Below are 21,304 nucleotides of genomic sequence, written 5' to 3'. Positions count from 1 at the left end.
GCGCCGTGCGGGGGCATCCGTGTCCGCCCACGCCGTCCGGGTGACGTCAGGCCGGCGGCAGGGTCACCACGGCCGCCGCGCCCGCCGGTCCCGGGTTCGACAGGGCAACCTCGGCGCCGATCACCCGGGCCTGCCCGAAGGCGATCGTCAGCCCGAGCCCGGTGCCCTGGCCCCGCTCCGGCGTGCCCGTCACGAACCGCCGCGGCCCCTCGCGCAGCAGGGTCCGGGGATAGCCCGGGCCGTCCTGGTCCCGGACGGTCACCGAGGTCCCCGACACCGTCACCGTGATCGGGCCGCTCCCGTGCCGCCGGGCGTTGACCAGCAGGTTCGTCAGGATCCGCTCCAGACGCCGGGCATCGGTGCGCACCAGCACCCCGCCCGGCCCACCGGCGGTCCCGTCCGCGCCGACCACCTCCGCCGCCACCCCCGCCCGCTCCGTGATCGAGGCCACCAGCGGTCCCAGCGCGTGCGCCTCCAGCCGCGCCTCCTCCCGGTCGGCGTCCAGCCGGGCCACCTCCAGGAGGTCCTCCGTCAGCGTCCGCAGCGCCGCGACCCGGTCCCGGACCAGCTCCGTCGGCCGCCCGGCGGGCAGCAGCTCGGCCGCCGTGTGCAGGCCCGTCAGCGGGGTCCGCAGCTCGTGCGCCACGTCCGCCGTGAACCGCTGCTCGGCCTCCAGCCGCCGCTGGAGGCTGGCCGCCATGGTGTCCACCGCCGAGGACAGCTCGGCCACCTCGTCCCGGGTCCCCGGCGGCCCCGACGGGCCGATCCGGGCGTCCAGATCGCCCGCGCTGATCCGCCGGGCCGTTTCGGCGGCCGTCCGCAGGTCCCTGCTGAGCCGGCTGGCCAGCAGCGCCCCGCCGACCGCCGCCAGCGCCACGACGCCCGTCCCGGAGGCGATCAGCTGCGCGTCCAGCTCCTCCAGCTCGGCCTGCTCGGGCGCCAGGGACTGGCGTACCGTCAGCACGTGCCCGCTGCCCACCGGCCGGGCCGCCCACACCGCCGGGTCCGGCCCGGTCAGGTCGAGGTAGGTGGTGCGGCGGCCGGCCAGGGCCGCCCCGCGCAGCTGCTGTGGGGTGGACGGGCAGTCGATCCGGGCGTCGGCCTCCCCGACCTTGTCGGAGTCGAGCCGTCCGGTGATCTCGTAGATCTGCCGTACGCGGACCAGCTGTTCGACCGCGCTCTTGCGGGCGGAGTCGGACACCTGCCGCACCCGGGCCTCGTGGATCAGGACGCCGATGGTGACGGCGACCAGCGAACAGCCGGCCGCCAGCAGGGCGGCGATCTTCCAGCGCAGGCCGAGGGCGCGCAGCCACCGCCGGCAGCCGGCGGGCGAGGCCGGGAGGCGGGCCCTCACGGGGCGTCCTGGGGCTTGGCGTAGCGGCGCTCTTCGTTGACCACGGTCATCCGGGTGCCGTCCCAGCGGTAGCGGACGACCTGCTCGGAGCCGTCGTCGGGAGCGGTGCGGACCAGCAGGTCCCGGCCGATGGACTCGGCGGCCACCCGCCGTCCGATGGTGAACAGGATGGGGACGATCCCCCTTCCCCGGGCGGCGTACACGGTGAGCGCGGTACGGCCGGTCTCGATGTCGGCGGCGACGACCAGCTCCTTCTTCCCGTCCCCGGTCAGGTCGAGGCGGACCGGCGGGCGGATTCCCGCCCGGCCCGGGGTGTTGATCATCCCCTTGCCGGTGAGCAGCTTCATCCGCTTGTCCGCCTTCACCACGGCCATCACGTCCACCGAGGCCAGCCCCTCGGGGCCCGCCTCGGGTGCGTCCGGCAGCGGCACGGGCGGCGGCTGGCGGGTGCCGGTGGCCACGCCGGGCGCGCGCGGGGAGTCCTCGGACCAGGCCGGCCACAGCGCCTCCGGCTGCGGTTGCGGGGAGACCGGCGCCACGGGCTCGCCCGGGGCGAGCCCGCCGGGCGCGGCGCAGCCCGCCGACGCCGACGCGGCGGCGCAGAGCAGCAGGGCGGCGGCGGCGGTGGCGGCGGTGCCGCGGGAGCGGTGGGGAGATCGCGTCATCTGGGGAGCGGGGTGGGGTCGGGAAGCGGGCGGAATCAGACGTTATGGGGCGCCCGTCACGGGAGCCGGGAGATTGTGTAACAGCGGTGCGTACGGTGGGGGTGCGCGGCGAGGAGGGGACTTTGGGCCCGGACCACCGCACCGTCCAGTAGTAGTCGAGGGAGGGCCCTGTGGCATCGGTCGATCGGCCGGGATCCGCGTCCGGCGTGCTGCCGTTCTTCGTGTACGGGACGCTGCGGCCGGGGGAGGTCAACCACGACCTGTTCCTGAAGGGCCGGACGGCGGCCGAGGAACCCGCCCTGCTGCCGGACGCGGCGCTGTACGAGGGGCCCGGCTACCCCTACGCCGTCGACCGCCCCGGCTCTCGCACAGCCGGCGAGCTGATCACCGCCGCGCCGGGGGCGTACGCGGAACTGCTGGCCGCGCTGGACCTGCTGGAGGAGTACGCCGGCCCGGGACGCCCGGGGAACGTCTACGACCGGGTCGCCCGCGAGGCGGTGCGCCCCGACGGCAGCCGGGTCCGGGCCTGGGTCTACCTGGCGGCCGCCCCGCTGGCCCGCCGCCTCGCGGAGACCGGCACCGAGATCCCGGGCGGGGACTGGCTGCGGCGCTGAGGAGGCCTACAGCCCTTCGGCGCCGCGGTTGCGCAGGCGCTGTCCGTACTGCTGGAGCACCCACAGCTCCTGCTGGATCGCCGCGTGCTGTTCCGGCGGGGCCTGCGGGCTCAGCCGGGTCATGGCGCCCTGGATCTCCAGGACCCGGCGGTCGACGGCGCGCAGGCGGACCTGGACGAGCTGGACGCCCGCGTAGACCTCGTCCACCGTCTTGGCGTGGATGGCCTCCACCGCAAGTTCCGTGACCATCGCGCGGACGGTGTCGTTCGGAGCGGCCTCGCGGACCCGGACCAGGTAGTCCTCGGTGCCCTGCGCGGCGCCGCCGGCGTCCTGGATGGCCTGGCGGACGGCCGCGTAGGGCGGGGCGGTGAACTCGTCGGTCCCGTACGCGTCGAAGGCGGGGGAGACCAGGGCCGGCCGCTGGAGCGCCAGCTTGAGGAGCTCGCGCTCGGTGCGGTGGGCGGGGCTGCGCAGGTTCAGCGCGGGACCGCCGCCGACGGCCGCCTGCGGCGGTGCGGGGGACGGCTCCTGCGGGCGTCCCCGGCCCTGCTGCTGCGGCTGGCCGCCGCGTTCGCGCGCCCAGCGCGCGAGCTGCGCCACCCGCTTGACCACGAACTGCTCGTCGAGGATGCCCAGCATCCCGGCCAGCTGGACGGCCGACTCGTGCTGGATCGAGAGGTCCTTGATGCTGGCGACGACCGGCGCGGCCTCGGCCAGCGCGGCCGCCCGCCCCGCCGGGTTCTCCAGGTTGTGCCGGGCCACGATGTGCCGCAAGGCGAACTCGAACAGCGGGGTGCGGGAGTCCACCAGCCCGGCCACCGCCGCGTCGCCCTGCGCGAGGCGCAGGTCGCAGGGGTCCATGCCGCCCGGGGCGATGGTGATGGAGGTCTCCGCCGCGAACTTCTGGTCGTCCTCGAAGGCCCGCAGCGCGGCCTTCTGCCCGGCCGCGTCCCCGTCGAAGGTGAAGATCACCTCGGCGGTCGCGTTGTCCATCAGCAGCCGCCGCAGGATCTTGATGTGGTCCCCGCCGAAGGCCGTGCCGCAGGTGGCGATGGCGGTGGTGACCCCGGCCAGGTGACAGGCCATGACGTCGGTGTAGCCCTCGACGACCACGGCCCGCGAGGTCTTCGCGATCTCCTTCTTCGCCAGGTCGATGCCGTACAGCACCTGGGACTTCTTGTAGATCGCCGTCTCTGGGGTGTTCAGGTACTTCGGCCCGTTGTCGTCCTCGCGCAGCTTGCGCGCGCCGAAGCCGACCACCTCGCCGCTGATGTCCCGGATCGGCCACATGAGCCGGCCCCGGAAGCGGTCGATGGGCTTGCCGCTGCGGCTGTCCTGGGCCAGGCCGGAGAGGATCAGCTCCTTGTCGGTGAAGCCCTTGCCGCGCAGGAACCGGGTCAGGTGGTCCCAGCCGGCCGGGCTGTAGCCCACGCCGAAGTGCTGGGCCGCCGCCTGGTCGAAGCCGCGCTCCGCCAGGAAGCGGCGGGCGATCTCCGCCTCGGCGCCGCCGAGCTGCTCCGCGTAGAAGAGGGCGGCGGCCTTGTGGGCCTCGACCAGGCGGATCCGCTCGCCGCGGCCGCTGGTGCCGGCGGTGTAGCCGCCCTCCTCGTACCGCAGGGTGATGCCGGCCTGGCCGGCCAGCCGCTCGACCGCCTCGGAGAAGGAGAGGTGGTCGATCTTCATGATGAAGTCGAGGGTGTCCCCGCCGGCCTGGCAGCCGAAGCAGTGGTAGAAGCCCTTGCTGGGGCTGACCTGGAAGGACGGGGACTTCTCGTCGTGGAAGGGGCACAGGCCCTTGAGGTTGCCGCCGCCCGCGTTGCGCAGCTGGAGGTACTCGGAGACCACGGCGTCGATCGGGACCGCGTCCCGTACCGCCTTCACGTCGTCGTCGTTGATCCGTCCTGCCACCCGTGAATTCTACGGCCGGGCGGCGGCAAACCCGTCAGGCCCCCTCCGCCGGCACCAGGGACTCAAGCGGAACGGAAGGATCCGCCAGCTTTTCGCGGTCCACCGGCGCCTTCGACCTGATCAGGGCCTGGACGGGCTCGACGACGTCCCACACGTTCACGTTCATCCCGGCCAGCACCCGGCCGTCCGAGAGCCAGAACGCGATGAACTCCCGCTTGCCCACGTCCCCGCGCACCAGCACCTGGTCATAGGCGCCCGCCGGGGCGTACCCGGAGTACTCCAGGCCCACGTCGTACTGGTCGGAGAAGAAGTACGGCACCCGCTCGTACGAGACCTCCTGCCCCAGCATCGCCCGCGCGGCGGCCGGGCCGCCGTTGAGGGCGTTGGCCCAGTGCTCGACGCGCAGCCGGGTGCCCAGCGCCGGATGGTGGGCGGCGGCCACGTCCCCGACGGCGAAGACGTCCGGGTCGGAGGTGCGCAGCGAGGCGTCCACGGCGATGCCGCCGCCGTGCTCCCGGTCCACCAGGGCCAGCCCCGAGGTCTCGGCGAGCGCGGTGCGCGGCGCCGCCCCGATCGCGGCGAGCACCGCGTGCGCAGGGTGTTCCTCCCCGTCGTCGGTGCGGGCGGCCAGCACCATGCCGTCCTGGCCGACGATCTCCGTCAGCTTCGCGCCGAAGCGGAATCGCACCCCGTGCTCGGTGTGCAGGTCGCCGAAGAACTGGCCGATCTCCGGGCCGAGCACCGCGTGCAGCGGGGTGGCCAGCGGCTCGACCACGGTCACCTCGGCGCCGTACGTGCGGGCCGCCGCCGCCACCTCCAGGCCGATCCAGCCCGCGCCCGCGATCAGCAGGTGGCCGTTGTCCCGGCCCAGGGAGTGCAGCGCCTTGCGCAGCAGGTCGGCGTGGGCGAGCCGGCGCAGGTGGTGCACCCCGGCCAGGCCGGTGCCCGGGATGTCCAGGCGGCGCGGCTCGGCACCGGTGGCCAGCAGCAGCTTGTCGTAGTGCAGCAGGGTGCCGTCGCCCAGGCGCACCGTCTTGGCGTCCCGGTCCAGGTGCACCGCCGGCTGGCCCAGGTGCAGCTCGATGTCGGCGCCCGCGTACCAGGACGGCTTGTGCACGAAGACGCTGTCGCGCTCCTCCTTGCCCAGCAGGTAGCCCTTGGACAGCGGGGGCCGCTCGTAGGGATGGTCGCGCTCGTCGCCGATCAGGATCACCCGGCCCGTGAACCCCTCCGCCCTCAGCGTTTCGGCGGCCTTGGCCCCGGCCAGCCCTGCGCCGACGATGATGAACGTCTGGTGTGCGTCGACCACCTGATGCCTCCTCATAACCTATCGGCCACTTGCGGCCACCGTGCGAGCGTCCCGCACCCAGCCTGCCGCGTGAAGGGGGAGTGGCCCGATCGGCTCACCCTTCGGCGCGCCGCCCGCGTCGGGTGAGGCGGGCGTGCAGGGAGCGGGCGGCCGCGTCGGTCAGGCAGGCGATCTGGTCGATGACCGCCCGTTTGCGGGCCCTGTCGTCCTCCGCCGCGTCGAAGATCGCCCGGAACTGGGGGTCCAGGCCCTCCGGCGCGCGGGCGCTGAGCGCCTCCGCCAGTTCGGCCAGGACGATGCGCTGGTCGGCCCTCAGCCGCTCCTGCTCGTCGCGCTGCATCACGTACAGGTCGGCGACCGCCTTGAGGACCGCGCACTCGTTGCGCGCCTCGCGCGGCACGACCAGCTCCGCCCCGTACCGGGTGAGGCGGCCGGAGCCGTACGCCTCGCGGGTGGCGCCCTCGGCGGCCAGGCAGAAACGGCCGATCAGCTGGCTGGTGGCGTCCTTCAGGCGGGCCTGGGCCACCGCCGAACCGTCGTAGCCGTGCGGCCACCAGTCCTCCTCCATCAGCCGGTCCAGAGCCTCGCGCAGCTCCTCCGGGGAGGTGTCGGCGGGCACGTAGCGGCCGATCGCGACCCGCCAGATGGCGGTCCGCTCGGGCTCGGCGAAGAGGAGGTTGGGGTCGAGGTGTCCGGCGTGCAGCCCGTCCTCGAAGTCGTGCACGGAGTACGCGACGTCGTCCGCCCAGTCCATGACCTGGGCCTCGAAGCACTTGCGGTCGGCGGGCGCGCCGCGCCGCAGCCACTCGAAGACCGGCAGGTCGTCCTCGTAGGCGCCGAACTTCACCGAGTCCGGGTCGGTGGGGTGGCCGCCTCGTGCCCAGGGGTACTTGGTGGCCGCGTCCAGGCAGGCGCGGGTCAGGTTGAGGCCCACGCTGACCTGCGCGCCGTCCGGTCCGGCGACGAACCGCTTCGGCTCCAGCCGGGTCAGCAGGCGCAGCGACTGGGCGTTGCCCTCGAAGCCGCCGCAGTCCTTGGCGAACTCGTTGAGCGCCTCCTCGCCGTTGTGCCCGAACGGCGGATGGCCCATGTCGTGGGAGAGGCAGGCCGCTTCGACCAGGTCCGGATCGCAGCCGAGGGCCGCGCCGAGCTCCCGGCCGACCTGCGCGCACTCCAGGGAGTGCGTCAGCCGCGTGCGGGGGCTGGCGTCCCAGTCGAAGGAACGGGTGCCGGGGGTGACGACCTGGGTCTTCCCGGCGAGGCGGCGCAGCGCGGCCGAATGCAGTACCCGGGCGCGGTCGCGCTGGAAGGCGGTGCGGCCGGGCCGTTTGTCCGGCTCGGCGGCCCATCGCTCGGTGGCGGCCGGATCGTAGGACTCGTAGGCGGGGACGTGCGCGGTGCCTTCCATGCTGAGACGTTAACCGGAGTCACCGACAATCCGAGCAATCCGAACCTGCGCGGCCTTTACGCGGTGGCCAGTTCCGGCTCCTGCGCGCTGCGGGCGAGCGCCTCGTCGTAGCGGTGCAGCACCAGCCGCGCGAGTGCCGGGTGCGCGCCGAGCGGGGCCGCCGCCGGGCCGGTGGCGGCGGCCGCGCTCGCGGAGGCGAACCGGCCCGGGGCGGCGAAGTACGAGGCCACGGCGGCCCGGCGGTGCCCCCGGGCGGCCAGCGCCCGGACGGCGTCCGGCACGCTCGGGGCGGCCGCCGAGGCGTACGCGGGGACCACGGGGACCCCGCCGAGCCGCTCGGAGAGCAGGCCGGCGCTGCGGCGGGTGTCGGCGGCGGAGTCGGGGTCGAGGGATCCGGCCGAGGCCAGTACGACGGCCGTGCCCGGGGTCCAGCCGGCCTCCAGGAGGCGCTCGAACAGGGCCTCCACGAGCAGCGGGTGGGGGCCGAGCGGGTCGGCGATCCGGATCCGCAGGTGTCCGGCACGGGCCGCGGCGGCGGGCAGGTCCCGCTTGACGTGGGTGCCGCGCCCGAGCAGCAGCGGTACGAGGACGGCCGGTCCGGCGGTGTCCCGCAGGGTGTCGGCCAGCAGCGGCCGGTTCAGCTCGATGTGGCCGAGGCGGACGTCGAGGGCGGGGCGGAGCTCGCGGACCCGTTCGAGCAGGGCGAGGACGGCGTGCGGGGCGCGCGGGTCGCGGCTGCCGTGGGCCACGGCGACGAGGGTGGGGTGCATGTGGGGACTCCGTGGTGCCGGGCGCGTGGCGGGCGCAGGCCGCTGAGCTGGGTGCCGAGCTGGTGGGTGATCCGGGTCAGCAGCTCGGCCGCGCTGCCGAAGGGGAAGGACTGGGTGGCGGGAGGGTGCACCGGCTCCGTCATGGACCGATCCTGCGGGGCCCGGATTGCGTGGGCGTTGCGCGGGGGTGACGGGTGGTTTCCTGCTGCTCACTCGGTCATTCGTACGAGTGAAAGGCGGGGTGGGTGGAACTGGGGGGCCGGGGCGGTTCGTCCATCCGTGCGAAAGACGTGCGGGACGAAGGGAACGGTCATGGGGGAGCAGGAGCAGGAACGGGTGGGGCGGTTCGGCGCCGCCCGGTGGAGGGCGCGGCTGCGGGCGGTGTGTACGGTGCGGGGACGCCGGCGGGCCGTGCAGGCGGTGATGGCGCTGTGCGTGCTGGCCCTGCTGCCGTCGACGTGGACGCACGCCGCGGCCGCCGACCGGCTGCGGACCACCGCCGCGGCGCCCGACGCCGGGGTGGCGGTGGTCTTCGGGGCGGGCCTGTGGAAGGGCCGCCCGACCCCGTACCTGGCGTACCGGCTCGACGCGGCCGTGGAGCTCTACCGCGCGGGCAAGGTGAAGGTGGTCCTGGTGACCGGGGACAACAGCCGCACCGAGTACGACGAGCCGGGCGCGATGCGGACGTACCTCAGGGGACACGGCATACCCGACGACCGGATCGTCAGCGACTACGCCGGATTCGACACCTGGGACTCCTGCGTGCGGGTCCGGGAGATATTCGGGGTGCGCCGGGCGGTGCTGATCAGCCAGCACTTCCACATCCACCGTGCGGTGGCCCTGTGCCAGGCGGCGGGCGTGGACTCCTACGGCGTCGGCGTGGACGACGAGCACGACTCCACCTGGTACTACGGCGGCGCCCGCGAGGTCCTCGCGGCCGGCAAGGCGGCCCTGGACGCGGCCTTCCAGCCGGAGCCGAGGTTCCTCGGCCCGAAGGAAGAGGGGGTGTCGCGGGTCCTGGCCGCTCTGGCAGACTGACGCCGCAGTCGGCGTATGCCGATTAGTCATATACCGATGTGTCTGTGTCAGGGGTGTGGATCGTGGCTGTGGTGGATCTGACCGGCAAGGTCGTCGTCATCACCGGTGGCGCCCGGGGCCTGGGCGCGGCGGCGGCGCAGGCGGTCGTCGACGGCGGCGGCCGGGTGCTGATCACCGACCTGCTGGAGGCCGAGGGCGCCGAGACCGCCGCCAAGCTCGGCGACGCGGCCCGCTTCCTGCGGCACGACGTGACGAGCGAGGCCGACTGGCGGGCGGCGCTGGAGTACGCGGTAGCCGAGTTCGGCCGGATCGACGGGCTCGTCAACAACGCCGGCATATCCACCGGCCAGTTCCTGGAACACGAGAGCGTCGAGCACTTCCGCCAGGTCGTCGAGGTCAACCTGGTCGGCGTGTTCATCGGCATCAAGACCGCGATACCCCTGCTGCGGGCGAACGGCGGCGGATCCGTCGTCAACATCTCCTCCGCGGCCGGCCTCACCGGCCTCGCCCTCACCGCCGGGTACGGGGCCTCCAAGTGGGGCGTGCGCGGCCTGTCGAAGATCGGCGCCGTCGAGCTCGCCGAGGCGAAGATCCGCGTCAACTCCGTCCACCCCGGCATGACGCTGACCCCGATGACGGCCCCCATCGGCATCCAGGCCGGCGAGGGCAACTACCCCGGAGCCCCGCTGGGCCGCGTCGGCGTCCCGGAGGAGATCGCGGCCGCCGTCGCCTTCCTCCTCTCCGACGCGGCCGGCTACATGACCGGCGCCGAACTCGCCGTGGACGGCGGCTGGACGGCCGGCCTGACCGTGAAGTACCTCACCGGACAGTGAGTCACGGTCTCCTCCAGTGCCGGCGCCGTCAGACCAGCCACGCCCGGCGGCCGGCATCGGGTGCGGCTCACCGCACGGGGCCGGGACCTGGGAGGCCGGCGTACCCCACGCGTAACGCGGGGTGAAGCCCCCGCGTAACACCCCCGTCGCACCCTGGACCCCATGCACAGCTCCCCGGAAGCCACCGCCACCCACTGCCCCTACTGCGCCCTGCAGTGCGGCATGAACCTGCGCCCCGCCCCCACAGGCGACGCGGTGACGGTCGAGGAGCGCGCGGACTTCCCCGTCAACCGGGGCGCGCTGTGCGGCAAGGGCCGCACCGCCCCCGCCGTGCTCTCCTCCCGGGTGCGCCTGACCGAGCCGCTCATCCGCACCCACGCCGGCGGCCCGCTCGTGCCGGCCACCTGGGAAGAGGCCCTCGACACCGTCGCCGAGGGCCTCGCCCGTACGCGCCGCGCCCACGGCGCCGACGCCGTCGGCGTCTTCGGCGGCGGCGGCCTGACCAACGAGAAGGCGTACGCCCTCGGCAAGTTCGCCCGCGTCGCCCTCGGCACCTCCCAGATCGACTACAACGGCCGCTTCTGCATGTCCTCGGCCGCCGCCGCGCACCAGAAGGCCTTCGGCCTCGACCGCGGACTGCCCTTCCCGCTGGAGGACATCCCCCGCACCGGCTGCGTCATCCTCGTCGGCTCCAACCTCGCCGAGACCATGCCGCCCGCCCTGCGCTACCTCACCGAACTCAAGGCGAACGGCGGCACCCTGATCGTCGTCGACCCCCGCCGCACCCGCACCGCCGAGCAGGCCGACCTGCACCTCGCGCCGCGCCCCGGCACCGACCTCGCCCTCGCCCTCGGACTGCTGCACCTGGTGGTCGCCGAGGGCCGCACCGACGAGGAGTTCATCAACGAGCGCACCACCGGCTGGGAGGACGCCCGGGCCGCCGCCATGGCGCACTGGCCCGAACTGGTCGAGCGCATCACCGGGATCCCCGTCCCCGAACTGCGCCGCGCCGTCGAGCTGTTCTGCACCCCCTCCTCCGCCATGGTCCTCACCGCCCGGGGACCCGAGCAGCAGTCCAAGGGCACCGACACCGTCGGCGCGTGGATCAACCTCTGCCTCGCCACCGGCCGCGCCGGCCGCCCGCACTCCGGCTACGGCTGCCTCACCGGCCAGGGCAACGGCCAGGGCGGCCGCGAGCACGGCCAGAAGGCCGACCAGCTCCCCGGCTACCGCAAGCTCACCGACCCCGCTGCCCGCGAACACGTCGCCCGCGTCTGGGGCGTCGACCCGCAGAGCCTGCCCGGTCCCGGCCGCAGCGCGTACGAACTCCTCGACGCCCTCGGCGGTGACGTCAAGGCCCTCCTCCTCATGGGCTCCAACCCGGTGGTCTCCGCGCCCCGCGCCGCCCACGTCGAGGACCGCATCCGCTCCCTGGACTTCCTCGCCGTGGCCGACGTCGTCCTCTCCGAGACGGCCGCCCTCGCCGACGTGGTCCTGCCCGTCACCCAGTGGGCGGAGGAGACCGGCACCACCACCAACCTGGAGGGCCGCGTCCTGCTGCGCCGCCGCGCCCTCACCCCGCCGCCCGGCGTCCGCAGCGACCTGGAGGTCCTGCACGGACTCGCCGCCCGCCTCGGAGTCGAGAAGGGCTTCCCCACCGACCCCGAGGAGGTCTTCGAAGAGCTCCGCCGCGCCTCCGAAGGCGGCCCCGCCGACTACTCCGGCATCTCCTACGCCCGCATCGAAGCCGAACAGGGCGTCTTCTGGCCCTGCCCCGAAGGCACTCCGGGACGGCCCCGGCTCTTCCTGGACCGCTTCGCCACCGACGACGGCCGGGCCCGCTTCACGGCCGCCTCCCACCGCGACGCCGCCGAGGTCCCCGACGCCGAATACCCGCTGCTGCTCACCACCGGCCGGGTCGTCGCCCAGTACCAGTCCGGGGCGCAGACCCGCCGCGTGCCCGAACTCAACGCCGCCGCCCCCGGCCCCTTCGTGGAACTCCACCCGCGCCTCGCGGCCCGGCTCGGCGTCACCGACGGCACCCCGCTCGCGGTGACCTCCCGCCGAGGGCGGGCCGTCGCCCCGGCCCGCGTCACGGACGCCGTCCGCGCCGACACCGTGTTCATGCCGTTCCACTGGCCCGGCGAGGGCCGCGCCAACACCCTCACCAACCCGGCCCTGGACCCCGTCTCGCGCATGCCCGAGTTCAAGGTCTGCACGGTCCGCGTGGAACCCGCGTAACTCCGGTCGGACATGAGTCCGATCCGCATCGGGATTCCCGCCAGGGGGTAACCATCCGTCACGCAGCGGGCTCAGAAAGTGCTCGCACGCCCCTCGTGGCAGCGATGTGTCGTACCCCACACTGAGGTGCGGTGCCACCGTCCTCGGAGCCCTGGAGGTCGCCCCCGTGCAGACCCAGACCCTGACCGTGAACGCGAGCCGCCCCGCCGACGACGCCTCCGATCCGGATCCCGAGGCCGAGGCCGACACGGTGGAAGGAGCCGGGGACGAAGAGCCCGAGGTCCTCGAACTCATCGAACCGGTACCTCCGCAGCGCGTGCGCGCCCGCGACAACGGCGCCGGGACCGGGCCCTCCGCCGACCTCTTCCGCCAGTACCTGCGCGAGATAGGCAGGATCCCGCTGCTCACCGCCGCCGAAGAGGTCGAACTCGCACGGCGCGTGGAAGCGGGACTCTTCGCCGAGGAGAAACTCGCCGGTGCCACCGACCTCGACTCCCAGCTCGCCGTGGACCTCGACAAACTCGTCGTCATGGGCCGGATGGCCAAACGCCGGCTCATCGAGTCGAACCTGCGGCTCGTCGTCTCCGTCGCCAAGCGCTACGTCGGCCGCGGACTGACCATGCTCGACCTGGTCCAGGAGGGGAACCTCGGCCTGATCAGGGCCGTCGAGAAGTTCGACTACGCCCGCGGCTACAAGTTCTCCACCTACGCCACCTGGTGGATCCGGCAGGCGATGTCACGGGCCCTCGCCGACCAGGCCCGCACCATCCGCGTCCCCGTCCACGTGGTCGAACTGATCAACCGCGTCGTCCGCGTCCAGCGCCGCATGCTCCAGGAACGCGGGTACGAACCCACCGCCGAAGAGGTCGCCGTCCACCTGGAACTGACGCCCGAGCGGGTCCTGGAGGTGCTCCGCCTCGCGCAGGAGCCCGTCTCCCTGCACGCCCCGGTCGGCGAGGAGGACGACGTCGCCCTCGGCGACCTGATCGAGGACGGCGACGCCGCCTCCCCCATGGAGTCCGCCGCCTTCTTCCTGCTGCGCGAACACCTCGAAGCCGTCCTCTCGACCCTCGGCGAACGCGAGCGCAAGGTCGTCCAGCTCCGCTACGGGCTCGCCGACGGCCGCCCCCGCACCCTGGAGGAGATCGGCCGCATCTTCGGAGTCACCCGCGAGCGGATCCGCCAGATCGAGTCCAAGACCCTCAACAAGCTGCGCGACCACGCCTTCGCCGACCAGCTGCGCGGCTACCTCGACTGACCCGCGCGAGGCCGGGAAACGGAAAGGGGGCGTTCCTCAGGACGCCCCCACCCGCTCACGGCCCGGCCGGTCAGTCGACCTCGGCCACCGCCTGCGCGAACTGCGCCGCGTACAGCCGCGCGTACGCGCCCTCCGACGCCAGCAGCTCCTCGTGCGTGCCCTGCTCCACGATCGAGCCGCTCTCCATCACCAGGATCACGTCGGCGTCGCGGATCGTCGACAGCCGGTGTGCGATCACGAAGGACGTACGGCCGTGCGCCAGGCGCGCCATCGCCTTCTGGATCAGCACCTCGGTACGGGTGTCCACCGAGCTCGTCGCCTCGTCGAGCACCAGGATCACCGGGTCCGACAGGAACGCCCGCGCGATGGTGATCAGCTGCTTCTCGCCCGCGCTGACGCCCGCGCCCTCGTCGTCCAGCACCGTGTCGTAGCCGTCCGGCAGGGTGCGGATGAAGCGGTCCGCGTGCGCCGCTCGCGCGGCCTCCTCGATCTCGGCGCGCGTCACCTCGCGGGAGGCGCCGTAGGCGATGTTCTCCGCGATCGTGCCGCCGAACAGCCAGGTGTCCTGGAGCACCATGCCGATCCCGCCGCGCAGCTCCTCGCGGGTCATCTTCGCGATGTCCACCCCGTCCAGGGCGATCTCTCCGCCCGTTACCTCGTAGAACCGCATCAGCAGGTTGACCAGCGTGGTCTTGCCGGCGCCCGTCGGGCCGACGATCGCGACCGTCTGGCCCGGCTCCACCGCCAGCGAGAGGTTCTCGATCAGCGGCTTGTCCGGCTCGTAGCGGAAGGCCACCTTGTCGAGGGTGACCTGTCCGCGCAGCTCCTCCGGGCGCTCCGGAACTTCCGCGTCCGGCTCCTGCTCCGGCGCGTCCAGCAGCTCGTACACCCGCTCCGCCGAGGCCACGCCCGACTGCACCAGGTTCGCCATCGAGGCCACCTGCGACAGCGGCATCGAGAACTGGCGCGAGTACTGGATGAAGGCCTGCACGTCACCGATCGACAGCGTGCCCGAGGCCACCCGCAGACCGCCGACGACCGCGACCAGCACATAGTTGATGTTCGATATGAAGAACATCACCGGCTGCATGATGCCGCTGACCAGCTGCGCCTTGAAGGAGGCCCGGTACAGCTCCTCGTTCTGCTCGGCGAAGACCGCCGCCGACTCCTTCTGCCGCCCGAAGACCTTCACCAGCGAGTGGCCGGAGTACATCTCCTCGATGTGGGCGTTCAGCGTGCCCGTGCTCTTCCACTGCGCCACGAACTGCGGCTGGGACCTCTTGCCGATCTTCGCCGCGACCACCACCGACACCGGTACGGTCACCAGCGCGACCAGCGCCAGCAGCGGCGAGATCCAGAACATCATCACCAGCACGCCGACGATCGTGAGCAGCGAGTTCATCAGCTGGCCCATCGTCTGCTGGAGGGTCTGGCCGATGTTGTCGATGTCGTTCGTCGCCCGGCTCAGCACCTCGCCGCGCTTCTGCTGGTCGAAGTACGACAGCGGCAGCCGCGACAGCTTCGCCTGGAGCTCCTCGCGCATCCGGTAGACGGTGCCGTTCATCACGTGGTTCGACAGCCGCGTGGCGACCAGCATCAGCAGGCCCGCCAGGGTGAACACCACCAGCGCCCAGAGCGCCGTGACCCCGACGGCACCGAAGTCGATGCCCTCTCCAGGGGTGAAATCGGTACCGGACAGCATGTCCGCCATCCCGCCCTGGCCCTTGTCGCGCAGCCCGTCCAGCGCCTGCTGCTTGGTCAGGCCGTCCGGCATCTGCCGGCCGACGATCCCCGCGAACACCAGGTCGGTGGCCTCGCCGAGGATCTTCGGCCCGACCACCGCGCAGCCGACGCTGCCGACCACGGCGGCGACCATGCCCCACAGCTTGCCCCGGTCCTGCGCCAGCTGGGCCAGCAGGCGCTTGCCGGACCCCTTGAAGTCCAGGGACCGCTGGCCCGGCCCCGTCATCATCCGTCCTCCGGGCCCGCTCATGCGGCCTCCGCCTCCGTCAGCTGGGAGAGCACGATCTCCCGGTAGGTCTCGTTGCCGGCCATCAGCTCGTGGTGGCGGCCCTCGCCCACCACCTGGCCCTCGTCGAGGACGATGATCCGGTCGGCGTCGCGGATCGTGGAGACCCGCTGGGCGACGATGACGACCGTCGCGTCCTCGGTCTCCAGGGCGAGCGCCGCGCGCAGCGCCGCGTCCGTCGCGTAGTCCAGGGCCGAGAAGGAGTCGTCGAACAGGTAGATCTCCGGGCGCTGTACGAGCGTCCGGGCGATCGCCAGGCGCTGGCGCTGCCCGCCGGAGACGTTCGTCCCGCCCTGGGTGACGGGCGCTTCGAGGCCGCCCTCCAGCTCGGACACGAAGTCCTTGGCCTGGGCGACCTCCAGGGCCCGCCACAGCTCCTCGTCGGTCGCGTCCGGGCGCCCGTAGCGCAGGTTGGAGGCGATCGTCCCGGAGAACAGGTACGGCTTCTGCGGGACCATGCCGACCGTCCGGGCCAGCAGCTCCGGGTCGATCCGGCGAACGTCCTCCCCGTCGACCAGCACGTCACCGCCGGTCGCGTCGAACAGCCGGGGCACCAGGCCCAGCAGCGTGGACTTGCCGCTGCCGGTGGAGCCGATCACCGCGGTGGTCTCGCCGGGACGGGCCACCAGGTCCACCCCGCGCAGCACCGGGGCCTCGGCGCCCGGGTAGCGGAAGTCGGCGCCGCGCAGCTCCAGCTGCCCGCGCCGGGCGAGCGTACGCACCGGGTCGGCGGGCGGGACCACGCTGGACTCGGTGTCCAGGACCTCCTGGATGCGCTCGGCGCAGACCTCGGCGCGCGGCACCATCATGAACATGAAGGTGGCCATCATCACGGCCATGACGATCTGCATCAGGTAGGCGAGGAAAGCGGTCAGCTGGCCGATCTCCATGCCGCCGCCGTCCACCCGCATCGCGCCGAACCAGATGACGGCGACGCTGGAGATGTTCACGACCAGGATGACGACGGGGAACATCAGGGCCAGCAGCTTGCCGGAGGCCAGCGAGACCGCGGTCAGCTCGGAGTTCGCCTTCCGGAAGCGCTCCTCCTCGTAGCCGTCGCGGACGAAGGCGCGGATCACGCGGTTGCCGGTGATCTGCTCGCGCAGCACCCGGTTGACGACGTCGAGGCGGTCCTGCATCTGACGGAACAGCGGCCGCGTCTTCCAGACGATCGCGCCGACCGAGACGCCGAGCACGGGCACCACCGCGAGCAGGACGCCCGACAGCTTCACGTCGAGCGAGAGCGCCATGGCGATGCCGCCGACGCACATGATCGGCGCCGAGACCATCAGGGTGAAGGTCATCAGCACCAGCATCTGGACCTGCTGGACGTCGTTCGTCGTGCGGGTGATCAGCGAGGGGGCGCCGAACTGGCCGAGCTCCCGTGCGGAGAAGCTCTGCACCCGGTCGAAGACGGAGGCGCGGACGTCGCGGCCGAGGGCGGCCGCGGTGCGGGCCCCGTAGTAGACGGCTCCGACGTTGCAGACGAGCTGGACGAGGGAGACCCCGAGCATCAGCGCGCCGAAGCGCAGGATGTAGCCGGTGTCCCCGTTGACGACACCGTCGTCGATGATGTCCGCGTTGAGGGTGGGCAGGTAGAGGCTCGCACTGGTCTGCAGCAGTTGCAGCAGTACCAGTGCGGCGATGGGTTTCTTGTACGGATCCAGGTGGGTCCGCAGCAGTCGTATGAGCACGCGCAGGCTCCGGTAGGCAAGATCGAGGGGGTTCACTCCATCTTGTGCCAACGGATGGCCCGAACCCCACCGTATTTCGCAAAGCCCGGTCAAAAGGAGTAGGCCACCCCGCGCCCCGCCCCCTAGAACCCGAACGCCCCCGGGTGCAGCTGCTCCCGCGTGGTGACGTACTGCTGGCGGACGGCCTGCCAGGCCGGGTAGTCCTCGCCCGGCTCGAACACCTGGGCCGGCGGGGCGGGCCAGAGCGGCGGGACGTGCGGGGCCAGCGTGCCCTGCTGCACCCCGAGCGCCCAGGCCGCCTGACGGGCCGCGCCCAGCGCCGCGTAGTCCGCCGGAGCGGGTACGACCACCTGCGTTCCGAACAGCCCCGGCGCGGCGGCCTGTACGGCGGGCAGCTCGGCGGCGGCCCCGAGCAGGAACACCCGGCGGATCCCCACACCCCGGTGCCGCAGCACGTCGAGGGCGTCGACCAGCCCGCACAGCATGCCCTCGAAGGCGGCCCGCGCGAGGTGCTCGGGCTTCATCGAGTCCCGGCGCAGCCCCGACAGGGTCCCCGCGGTGTGCGGCAGGTTCGGGGTCCGCTCTCCTTCCAGATACGGCAGGAGCACGAGCCCGTGTGCACCAGGGGTCGACTTCAGCGCGAGCGCGCTCAGCCCCTCCAGGTCGGTGCCCAGCATGTCGGCGGTGCCGCGCAGGGCCCGTACGGCGTTGGAGGTGTTCACCACCGGCAGGTGCATGCCGCCCGCGTCGGCGAGAGAGGTGATCAGGCCGCCCGCGTCGGACAGGGCCTCGTGGTGCACGGCCATCACCGAACCGGAGGCCCCGAGCGAGACCACCGCGTCGCCCGGGCCGATGCCGAGCCCCAGCGCGGCGGCCGTGGTCTCCCCGGTCCCGGCGGAGATCAGCAGCCCCTCGGGGGTCATCCCGGCGGCATCGGCGGGGCCGAGCACCTCGGGCAGCAGCGCCTGGTGCCCCAGCGCCAGCTCGACCAGGTCGGGGCGGTAGGAGCCGGTGGCCGCCGACCAGTACCCGGTGCCCGAGGCGCCGGCCCGGTCGGTGGTGCGGCGCGCGGGCCGGCCGAGCAGCTGCCAGACGAGCCAGTCGTGCGGGGACATGACCACCGCCACCCGGCGCGCCGCCTCCGGCTCGTTGCGGGCCAGCCAGGCGAGCTTCGTGATCGGCTGCGCGGCGTGCGGGACGGCGCCGACGGCGGCCACCCAGGCGGCCTTGCCGCCGAGGGCCCCGATCAGGTCGGCGGCGGCGACCTGGCCGCGCTTGTCGTTGCCGATCAGGGCGGGGCGGATCAGGGTGCCCTGCGCGTCCAGCGGCAGCATGCCGTGCTGCTGTGCGGAGACGCCGATGGCCTGGACGCCTTCCAGCAGCCCGCCCCCGGCGGCTTCGCCGAGGGAGAGCAGCCAGGCCTGCGGGTCGGTCTCGTGGGGGACGGTCTCACCGGCGGGCTGCGGATGGGGCGCGTAGCCCTGGCGCAGCACGGCACCCGTGTCCGTGTCACAGACGACGATGCGAGTGAAGGTGGAAGAGCTGTCCAGCCCGGCGACTATCCCCATGCGGAGAATTCTGCCGCACGCCGGGCCGGAACCAGCCGCCTCAGGTGTTGCTCGTGCCCCACTCGTCGTCGGCGCCCTGCCCCCGGTCCCGCAGCGACCGCACGTGCTTCGCCAGGGAGTCGGGCACGGCGTCGCCGACCTTGTCGCCCACAGCCGCGAACGCCTTGCCCGCGAACTGCCGCCCGGTCTGCCCGGCGGTCTCGGCGGCGTTGCGCACCGCCGGGTTCTGCGCGATGCGCCGGGCGGACTTCTTCATCTCCTCGTAGCGCTCGCGTCCCGCCGCCGCGCCCACCACGTATCCGAGGGCTACTCCGGCGAGGAACGTGACCTTGTAGCGCATGCCTGCCACCCTTCGTTGTCTCGGTGCCCGGCCTGCTGCGATACCGATTGGCGGAGCACCCCCCTGCTTGCGCTAATCTATGACTCGCAACGGGCGCTCGCCCCCCGGCAAGGCCGGAGGTGGGCTGTTCGGTGCACCGCAGCAATCCCCTGTAGCTCAATTGGCAGAGCAGCCGGCTGTTAACCGGCAGGTTACTGGTTCGAGTCCAGTCGGGGGAGCGCGGTCCCCTGTAGCTCAATTGGCAGAGCAGCCGGCTGTTAACCGGCAGGTTACTGGTTCGAGTCCAGTCGGGGGAGCAGGAAGAGAAGAGGACCCGGGAGGGTCCTCTTTCTTTTTGTCCTGATCCGGGAACCGGGCAGCCTTCAGCGCGGTCTCTCTGAACAAGCGCAGCCGATCATGCGGGGCATCCGAGGCAGGAGATCGTATGAGCGGCTATGCTGCGGCAGACGGCGCGCACACATGTACGCGCCACGCCGTAAAGGGGCGGTAGCTCAGCCGGTTAGAGCAGCGGACTCATAATCCGTCGGCCGTGGGTTCGAGTCCCACCCGCCCCACCGTAAGCCGCAGGTGCAGAAACGATTGCACCTGCGGTTTCGGCGTTCCAGGGGCGGGGTGCGCGAGCGGGGGTGTGGCGTACGTCACGGCGGGGGCGGAATCGCCGGCTCTCGCTGCCGGCCGTCGCCCGTTCGGCGTCCCGGTGCCGGAGGTCAGTCCCAGCCGATCAGGCGCTTGTCCGCTGCGGCGGAGTCCGGGCCGATCGTCTGGGGGCCCGCCGCCCGCACCGAGTCCCCGCCGAGGTGGCCCGGTGCCGTGGCCGCCTGGACCGAGTCCCAGCCGATGCGGCCCGGACCGGCGGTGACGGCGGCGGCGCAGGACAGCAGGGCGGAGGGGCCGGCGGCGGCGATCAGGCGAGCGGTGCGAGACATGGATCCCCCTGGAACGCGAGCGGTCGGTCGGGTGTGGCCGGGAAGCGCTGCTCCGGTCCGGCCTTTGGGCCCTGGCCCGGGTGGGGCTCCGTGCCCCGCCGTCCCGGTGAACACCATCCTGCTGGCCCGCGTATAGGTGCGGAAGAGGAATGGGATGGCACCAAGGTGCCGCCCAGGGAAGATCGAAAGAGACTGCCTATGGCCCGACCTGCGCACCTTTAGGATCAAGACAATCGGCGGGAATTCATCCGTCGGACCAACAGGCCGGGGGGCACAAGCATGCTGGAAGCGTTGGGACTGGACACCCTCGTAGAGGCTGTCTACCGGGAGATGCTCGCCGATCCGACCGGCGGAGTGGCCGAATTGGGCGCACGTCTGGGGATGACCGAGGCGGAGGTGCGCGAGGGGCTCGACCGGCTCGTCGACCTCGACCTGCTCACCCCCTCGCGCGACCACGCGGGCGGGCTGCGGGCCGTCAGCCCCGAGGCGGGGCTGGAGCAGATACTGCGCCGTCAGGAAGAGGACCTGATCCGCCGCCAGCAGGAGCTGGCGGCCAGCAAGGCGGCGGCGGCCCGAGCCGTCGCGGAGTTCGCGGGCCTGCGGCCCAACACCGAATCCGACGGGGCGGAACGGCTCGTGGGGCTCGACGCCATCCAGTCCCGGCTGGAGGTCCTCGCCCGGGACCTCACCGTCGAATGCCTCTCGATCATGCCCGGCGGCGCCCAGTCCCAGGCCAGCCTGGACGCCTCGCGGCCCCTCGACGAGGACGCCCTGCGGCGCGGCATCCAGCTGCGGTCGGTCTACCAGGACAGCGTCCGCAACGACCCGGCCACCCTGGCCTACGTGCAGTGGGCGACCGACCTCGGGGGGCAGGTCCGCACCAGCCCGGTGCTGCCGCCCCGCCTGGTGATCTTCGACCGGAAGACCGCCGTGGTCCCCATCGACCCCGCGAACTCCCGGCTCGGCGCCCTCTGCACCACCGCCCCCGGCATCGTCGCCTCCCTCGTCAGCCTCTTCGAGCAGACCTGGGAGCAGGCGGTCCCGCTCGGTGCCGCCCGCGAACAGGCCGCCGAGGACGGGATCACCGCCGCCGAACGCGAACTGCTCAAGCTGCTGGCCTCCGGCCTGACCGACGAGGCCGCCGGCAAGCGGCTCGGGGTCTCCCTGCGCACCGTACGCCGCCAGATGTCCGCGCTGATGGAACGCCTCGACGCCACCAGCCGCTTCGAGGCAGGACTGCGCGCCGCCCAGCGCGGCTGGCTCTGAGGCGCACCGGGGGGGGGGGGGGGAGGGGAGGGGAGGGGGGGGGTGGCGCAAGACCGCGGCGGACACAGAAGGCATGGTGTCTC

17 protein-coding genes and 3 tRNA genes are annotated in these 21,304 nt (G+C 73.0%); 9 read left to right on the top strand and 11 right to left on the bottom strand.

The features are described from left to right. Positions 1-46: 46 nt before the first annotated feature. Both ACZ7IF_RS18135 and ACZ7IF_RS18130 read right to left on the bottom strand, forming a co-directional pair. Positions 47-1,354, bottom strand: a complete 1,308-nt coding sequence (locus ACZ7IF_RS18135; RefSeq protein WP_470972216.1) for an ATP-binding protein — start codon at positions 1,352-1,354, stop codon at positions 47-49. Next, positions 1,351-2,019: a hypothetical protein gene (locus ACZ7IF_RS18130; RefSeq protein WP_470972214.1), complete on the bottom strand. Its 669-nt coding sequence runs from the start codon at positions 2,017-2,019 to the stop codon at positions 1,351-1,353. Before ACZ7IF_RS18130 ends, ACZ7IF_RS18135 begins: the two co-directional genes overlap by 4 nt. Before the next feature lie 170 nt (positions 2,020-2,189). On the opposite strand from ACZ7IF_RS18130, the gene ACZ7IF_RS18125 reads away from it, so the two are divergent. After that, positions 2,190-2,633: a gamma-glutamylcyclotransferase family protein gene (locus ACZ7IF_RS18125; protein ID WP_470972212.1), complete on the top strand. Its 444-nt coding sequence runs from the start codon at positions 2,190-2,192 to the stop codon at positions 2,631-2,633. Positions 2,634-2,639: 6 nt separating this feature from the next. Here the strand turns inward: ACZ7IF_RS18125 and dnaG are convergent, their stop codons facing one another. From dnaG to ACZ7IF_RS18105, 4 genes are all read right to left on the bottom strand, one after another. After that, positions 2,640-4,541, bottom strand: a complete 1,902-nt coding sequence (gene dnaG, locus ACZ7IF_RS18120) for a DNA primase (protein ID WP_470972210.1) — start codon at positions 4,539-4,541, stop codon at positions 2,640-2,642. Between the two features lie 34 nt (positions 4,542-4,575). Then, complete coding sequence (locus tag ACZ7IF_RS18115; RefSeq protein WP_470972208.1) at positions 4,576-5,850, bottom strand: NAD(P)/FAD-dependent oxidoreductase; 1,275 nt, start codon at positions 5,848-5,850, stop codon at positions 4,576-4,578. A 94-nt stretch (positions 5,851-5,944) separates the two neighbouring features. Further along, positions 5,945-7,258 (bottom strand): deoxyguanosinetriphosphate triphosphohydrolase, encoded by a 1,314-nt coding sequence (locus tag ACZ7IF_RS18110; RefSeq protein ID WP_470972206.1) that lies wholly within the window; start codon positions 7,256-7,258, stop codon positions 5,945-5,947. Positions 7,259-7,314: 56 nt separating this feature from the next. Beyond that, positions 7,315-8,028, bottom strand: coding sequence for a sirohydrochlorin chelatase (locus ACZ7IF_RS18105; RefSeq protein ID WP_470972204.1), 714 nt, complete (start codon positions 8,026-8,028; stop codon positions 7,315-7,317). A gap of 312 nt (positions 8,029-8,340) precedes the next feature. Between ACZ7IF_RS18105 and ACZ7IF_RS18100 the strand changes: the two genes are divergently transcribed. The 4 genes from ACZ7IF_RS18100 (at position 8,341) to ACZ7IF_RS18085 (ending at position 13,398) form a co-directional block, all read left to right on the top strand. Then, positions 8,341-9,066 carry a SanA/YdcF family protein gene (locus tag ACZ7IF_RS18100; RefSeq protein ID WP_470972203.1) on the top strand — a complete coding sequence of 242 codons (726 nt, stop codon included), beginning with the start codon at positions 8,341-8,343 and terminating at the stop codon, positions 9,064-9,066. Positions 9,067-9,134: 68 nt separating this feature from the next. Beyond that, positions 9,135-9,899, top strand: a complete 765-nt coding sequence (locus ACZ7IF_RS18095) for a glucose 1-dehydrogenase (protein WP_470972520.1) — start codon at positions 9,135-9,137, stop codon at positions 9,897-9,899. Between the two features lie 162 nt (positions 9,900-10,061). Beyond that, positions 10,062-12,140, top strand: a complete 2,079-nt coding sequence (locus tag ACZ7IF_RS18090; protein ID WP_470972201.1) for a molybdopterin oxidoreductase family protein — start codon at positions 10,062-10,064, stop codon at positions 12,138-12,140. Between the two features lie 106 nt (positions 12,141-12,246). Next, positions 12,247-13,398: an RNA polymerase sigma factor gene (locus tag ACZ7IF_RS18085; protein ID WP_470972198.1), complete on the top strand. Its 1,152-nt coding sequence runs from the start codon at positions 12,247-12,249 to the stop codon at positions 13,396-13,398. Between the two features lie 70 nt (positions 13,399-13,468). Here the strand turns inward: ACZ7IF_RS18085 and ACZ7IF_RS18080 are convergent, their stop codons facing one another. The 4 genes from ACZ7IF_RS18080 to ACZ7IF_RS18065 all read right to left on the bottom strand — a co-directional run bounded on the left by ACZ7IF_RS18080 (position 13,469) and on the right by ACZ7IF_RS18065 (position 19,029). Further along, complete coding sequence (locus ACZ7IF_RS18080) at positions 13,469-15,391, bottom strand: ABC transporter ATP-binding protein (protein ID WP_470972196.1); 1,923 nt, start codon at positions 15,389-15,391, stop codon at positions 13,469-13,471. Beyond that, complete coding sequence (locus tag ACZ7IF_RS18075; protein ID WP_470972194.1) at positions 15,388-17,121, bottom strand: ABC transporter ATP-binding protein; 1,734 nt, start codon at positions 17,119-17,121, stop codon at positions 15,388-15,390. The genes ACZ7IF_RS18080 and ACZ7IF_RS18075 overlap by 4 nt, the downstream gene beginning before the upstream one ends. Positions 17,122-17,243: 122 nt before the next feature. Beyond that, positions 17,244-18,689, bottom strand: a complete 1,446-nt coding sequence (locus tag ACZ7IF_RS18070) for an FGGY family carbohydrate kinase (RefSeq protein ID WP_470972191.1) — start codon at positions 18,687-18,689, stop codon at positions 17,244-17,246. Positions 18,690-18,729: 40 nt separating this feature from the next. Further along, positions 18,730-19,029, bottom strand: a complete 300-nt coding sequence (locus ACZ7IF_RS18065; RefSeq protein WP_470972188.1) for a YtxH domain-containing protein — start codon at positions 19,027-19,029, stop codon at positions 18,730-18,732. Positions 19,030-19,174: 145 nt separating this feature from the next. On the opposite strand from ACZ7IF_RS18065, the gene ACZ7IF_RS18060 reads away from it, so the two are divergent. From ACZ7IF_RS18060 to ACZ7IF_RS18050, 3 genes are all read left to right on the top strand, one after another. Next, positions 19,175-19,247 (top strand) — tRNA-Asn (locus ACZ7IF_RS18060). 5 nt (positions 19,248-19,252) lie between these two features. Further along, positions 19,253-19,325: transfer RNA gene (locus tag ACZ7IF_RS18055), tRNA-Asn, on the top strand. Positions 19,326-19,509: 184 nt separating this feature from the next. Continuing rightward, a tRNA-Ile gene (locus ACZ7IF_RS18050) sits at positions 19,510-19,583 on the top strand. Between the two features lie 153 nt (positions 19,584-19,736). Here ACZ7IF_RS18050 and ACZ7IF_RS18045 read toward each other — a convergent pair. After that, positions 19,737-19,955, bottom strand: a complete 219-nt coding sequence (locus ACZ7IF_RS18045) for a hypothetical protein (RefSeq protein ID WP_470972186.1) — start codon at positions 19,953-19,955, stop codon at positions 19,737-19,739. A 279-nt stretch (positions 19,956-20,234) separates the two neighbouring features. On the opposite strand from ACZ7IF_RS18045, the gene ACZ7IF_RS18040 reads away from it, so the two are divergent. Next, on the top strand, positions 20,235-21,221 hold the full coding sequence (locus ACZ7IF_RS18040; RefSeq protein WP_470972184.1) for a LuxR C-terminal-related transcriptional regulator: 987 nt from the start codon (positions 20,235-20,237) through the stop codon (positions 21,219-21,221). Positions 21,222-21,304: the final 83 nt, after the last annotated feature.

Source organism: Streptomyces sp. NPDC037421 (assembly GCF_055602105.1).
The sequence above is the reverse complement of the archived record's forward strand: the minus strand, read 5'-3'. Positions and strand labels throughout refer to the sequence as shown.

Bases quoted from the DNA above. Each gene is read 5' to 3' on its own strand.
- ACZ7IF_RS18130 (WP_470972214.1), bottom strand. From the start codon at position 2,019: ATGACGCGATCTCCCCACCGCTCCCGCGGCACCGCCGCCACCGCCGCC.
- ACZ7IF_RS18110 (WP_470972206.1), bottom strand. From the start codon at position 7,258: ATGGAAGGCACCGCGCACGTCCCCGCCTACGAGTCCTACGATCCGGCC.
- ACZ7IF_RS18105 (WP_470972204.1), bottom strand. From the start codon at position 8,028: ATGCACCCCACCCTCGTCGCCGTGGCCCACGGCAGCCGCGACCCGCGC.
- ACZ7IF_RS18100 (WP_470972203.1), top strand. From the start codon at position 8,341: ATGGGGGAGCAGGAGCAGGAACGGGTGGGGCGGTTCGGCGCCGCCCGG.
- ACZ7IF_RS18090 (WP_470972201.1), top strand. From the start codon at position 10,062: ATGCACAGCTCCCCGGAAGCCACCGCCACCCACTGCCCCTACTGCGCC.
- ACZ7IF_RS18080 (WP_470972196.1), bottom strand. From the start codon at position 15,391: ATGAGCGGGCCCGGAGGACGGATGATGACGGGGCCGGGCCAGCGGTCC.
- ACZ7IF_RS18070 (WP_470972191.1), bottom strand. From the start codon at position 18,689: ATGGGGATAGTCGCCGGGCTGGACAGCTCTTCCACCTTCACTCGCATC.
- ACZ7IF_RS18065 (WP_470972188.1), bottom strand. From the start codon at position 19,029: ATGCGCTACAAGGTCACGTTCCTCGCCGGAGTAGCCCTCGGATACGTG.
- ACZ7IF_RS18045 (WP_470972186.1), bottom strand. From the start codon at position 19,955: ATGTCTCGCACCGCTCGCCTGATCGCCGCCGCCGGCCCCTCCGCCCTG.
- ACZ7IF_RS18040 (WP_470972184.1), top strand. From the start codon at position 20,235: ATGCTGGAAGCGTTGGGACTGGACACCCTCGTAGAGGCTGTCTACCGG.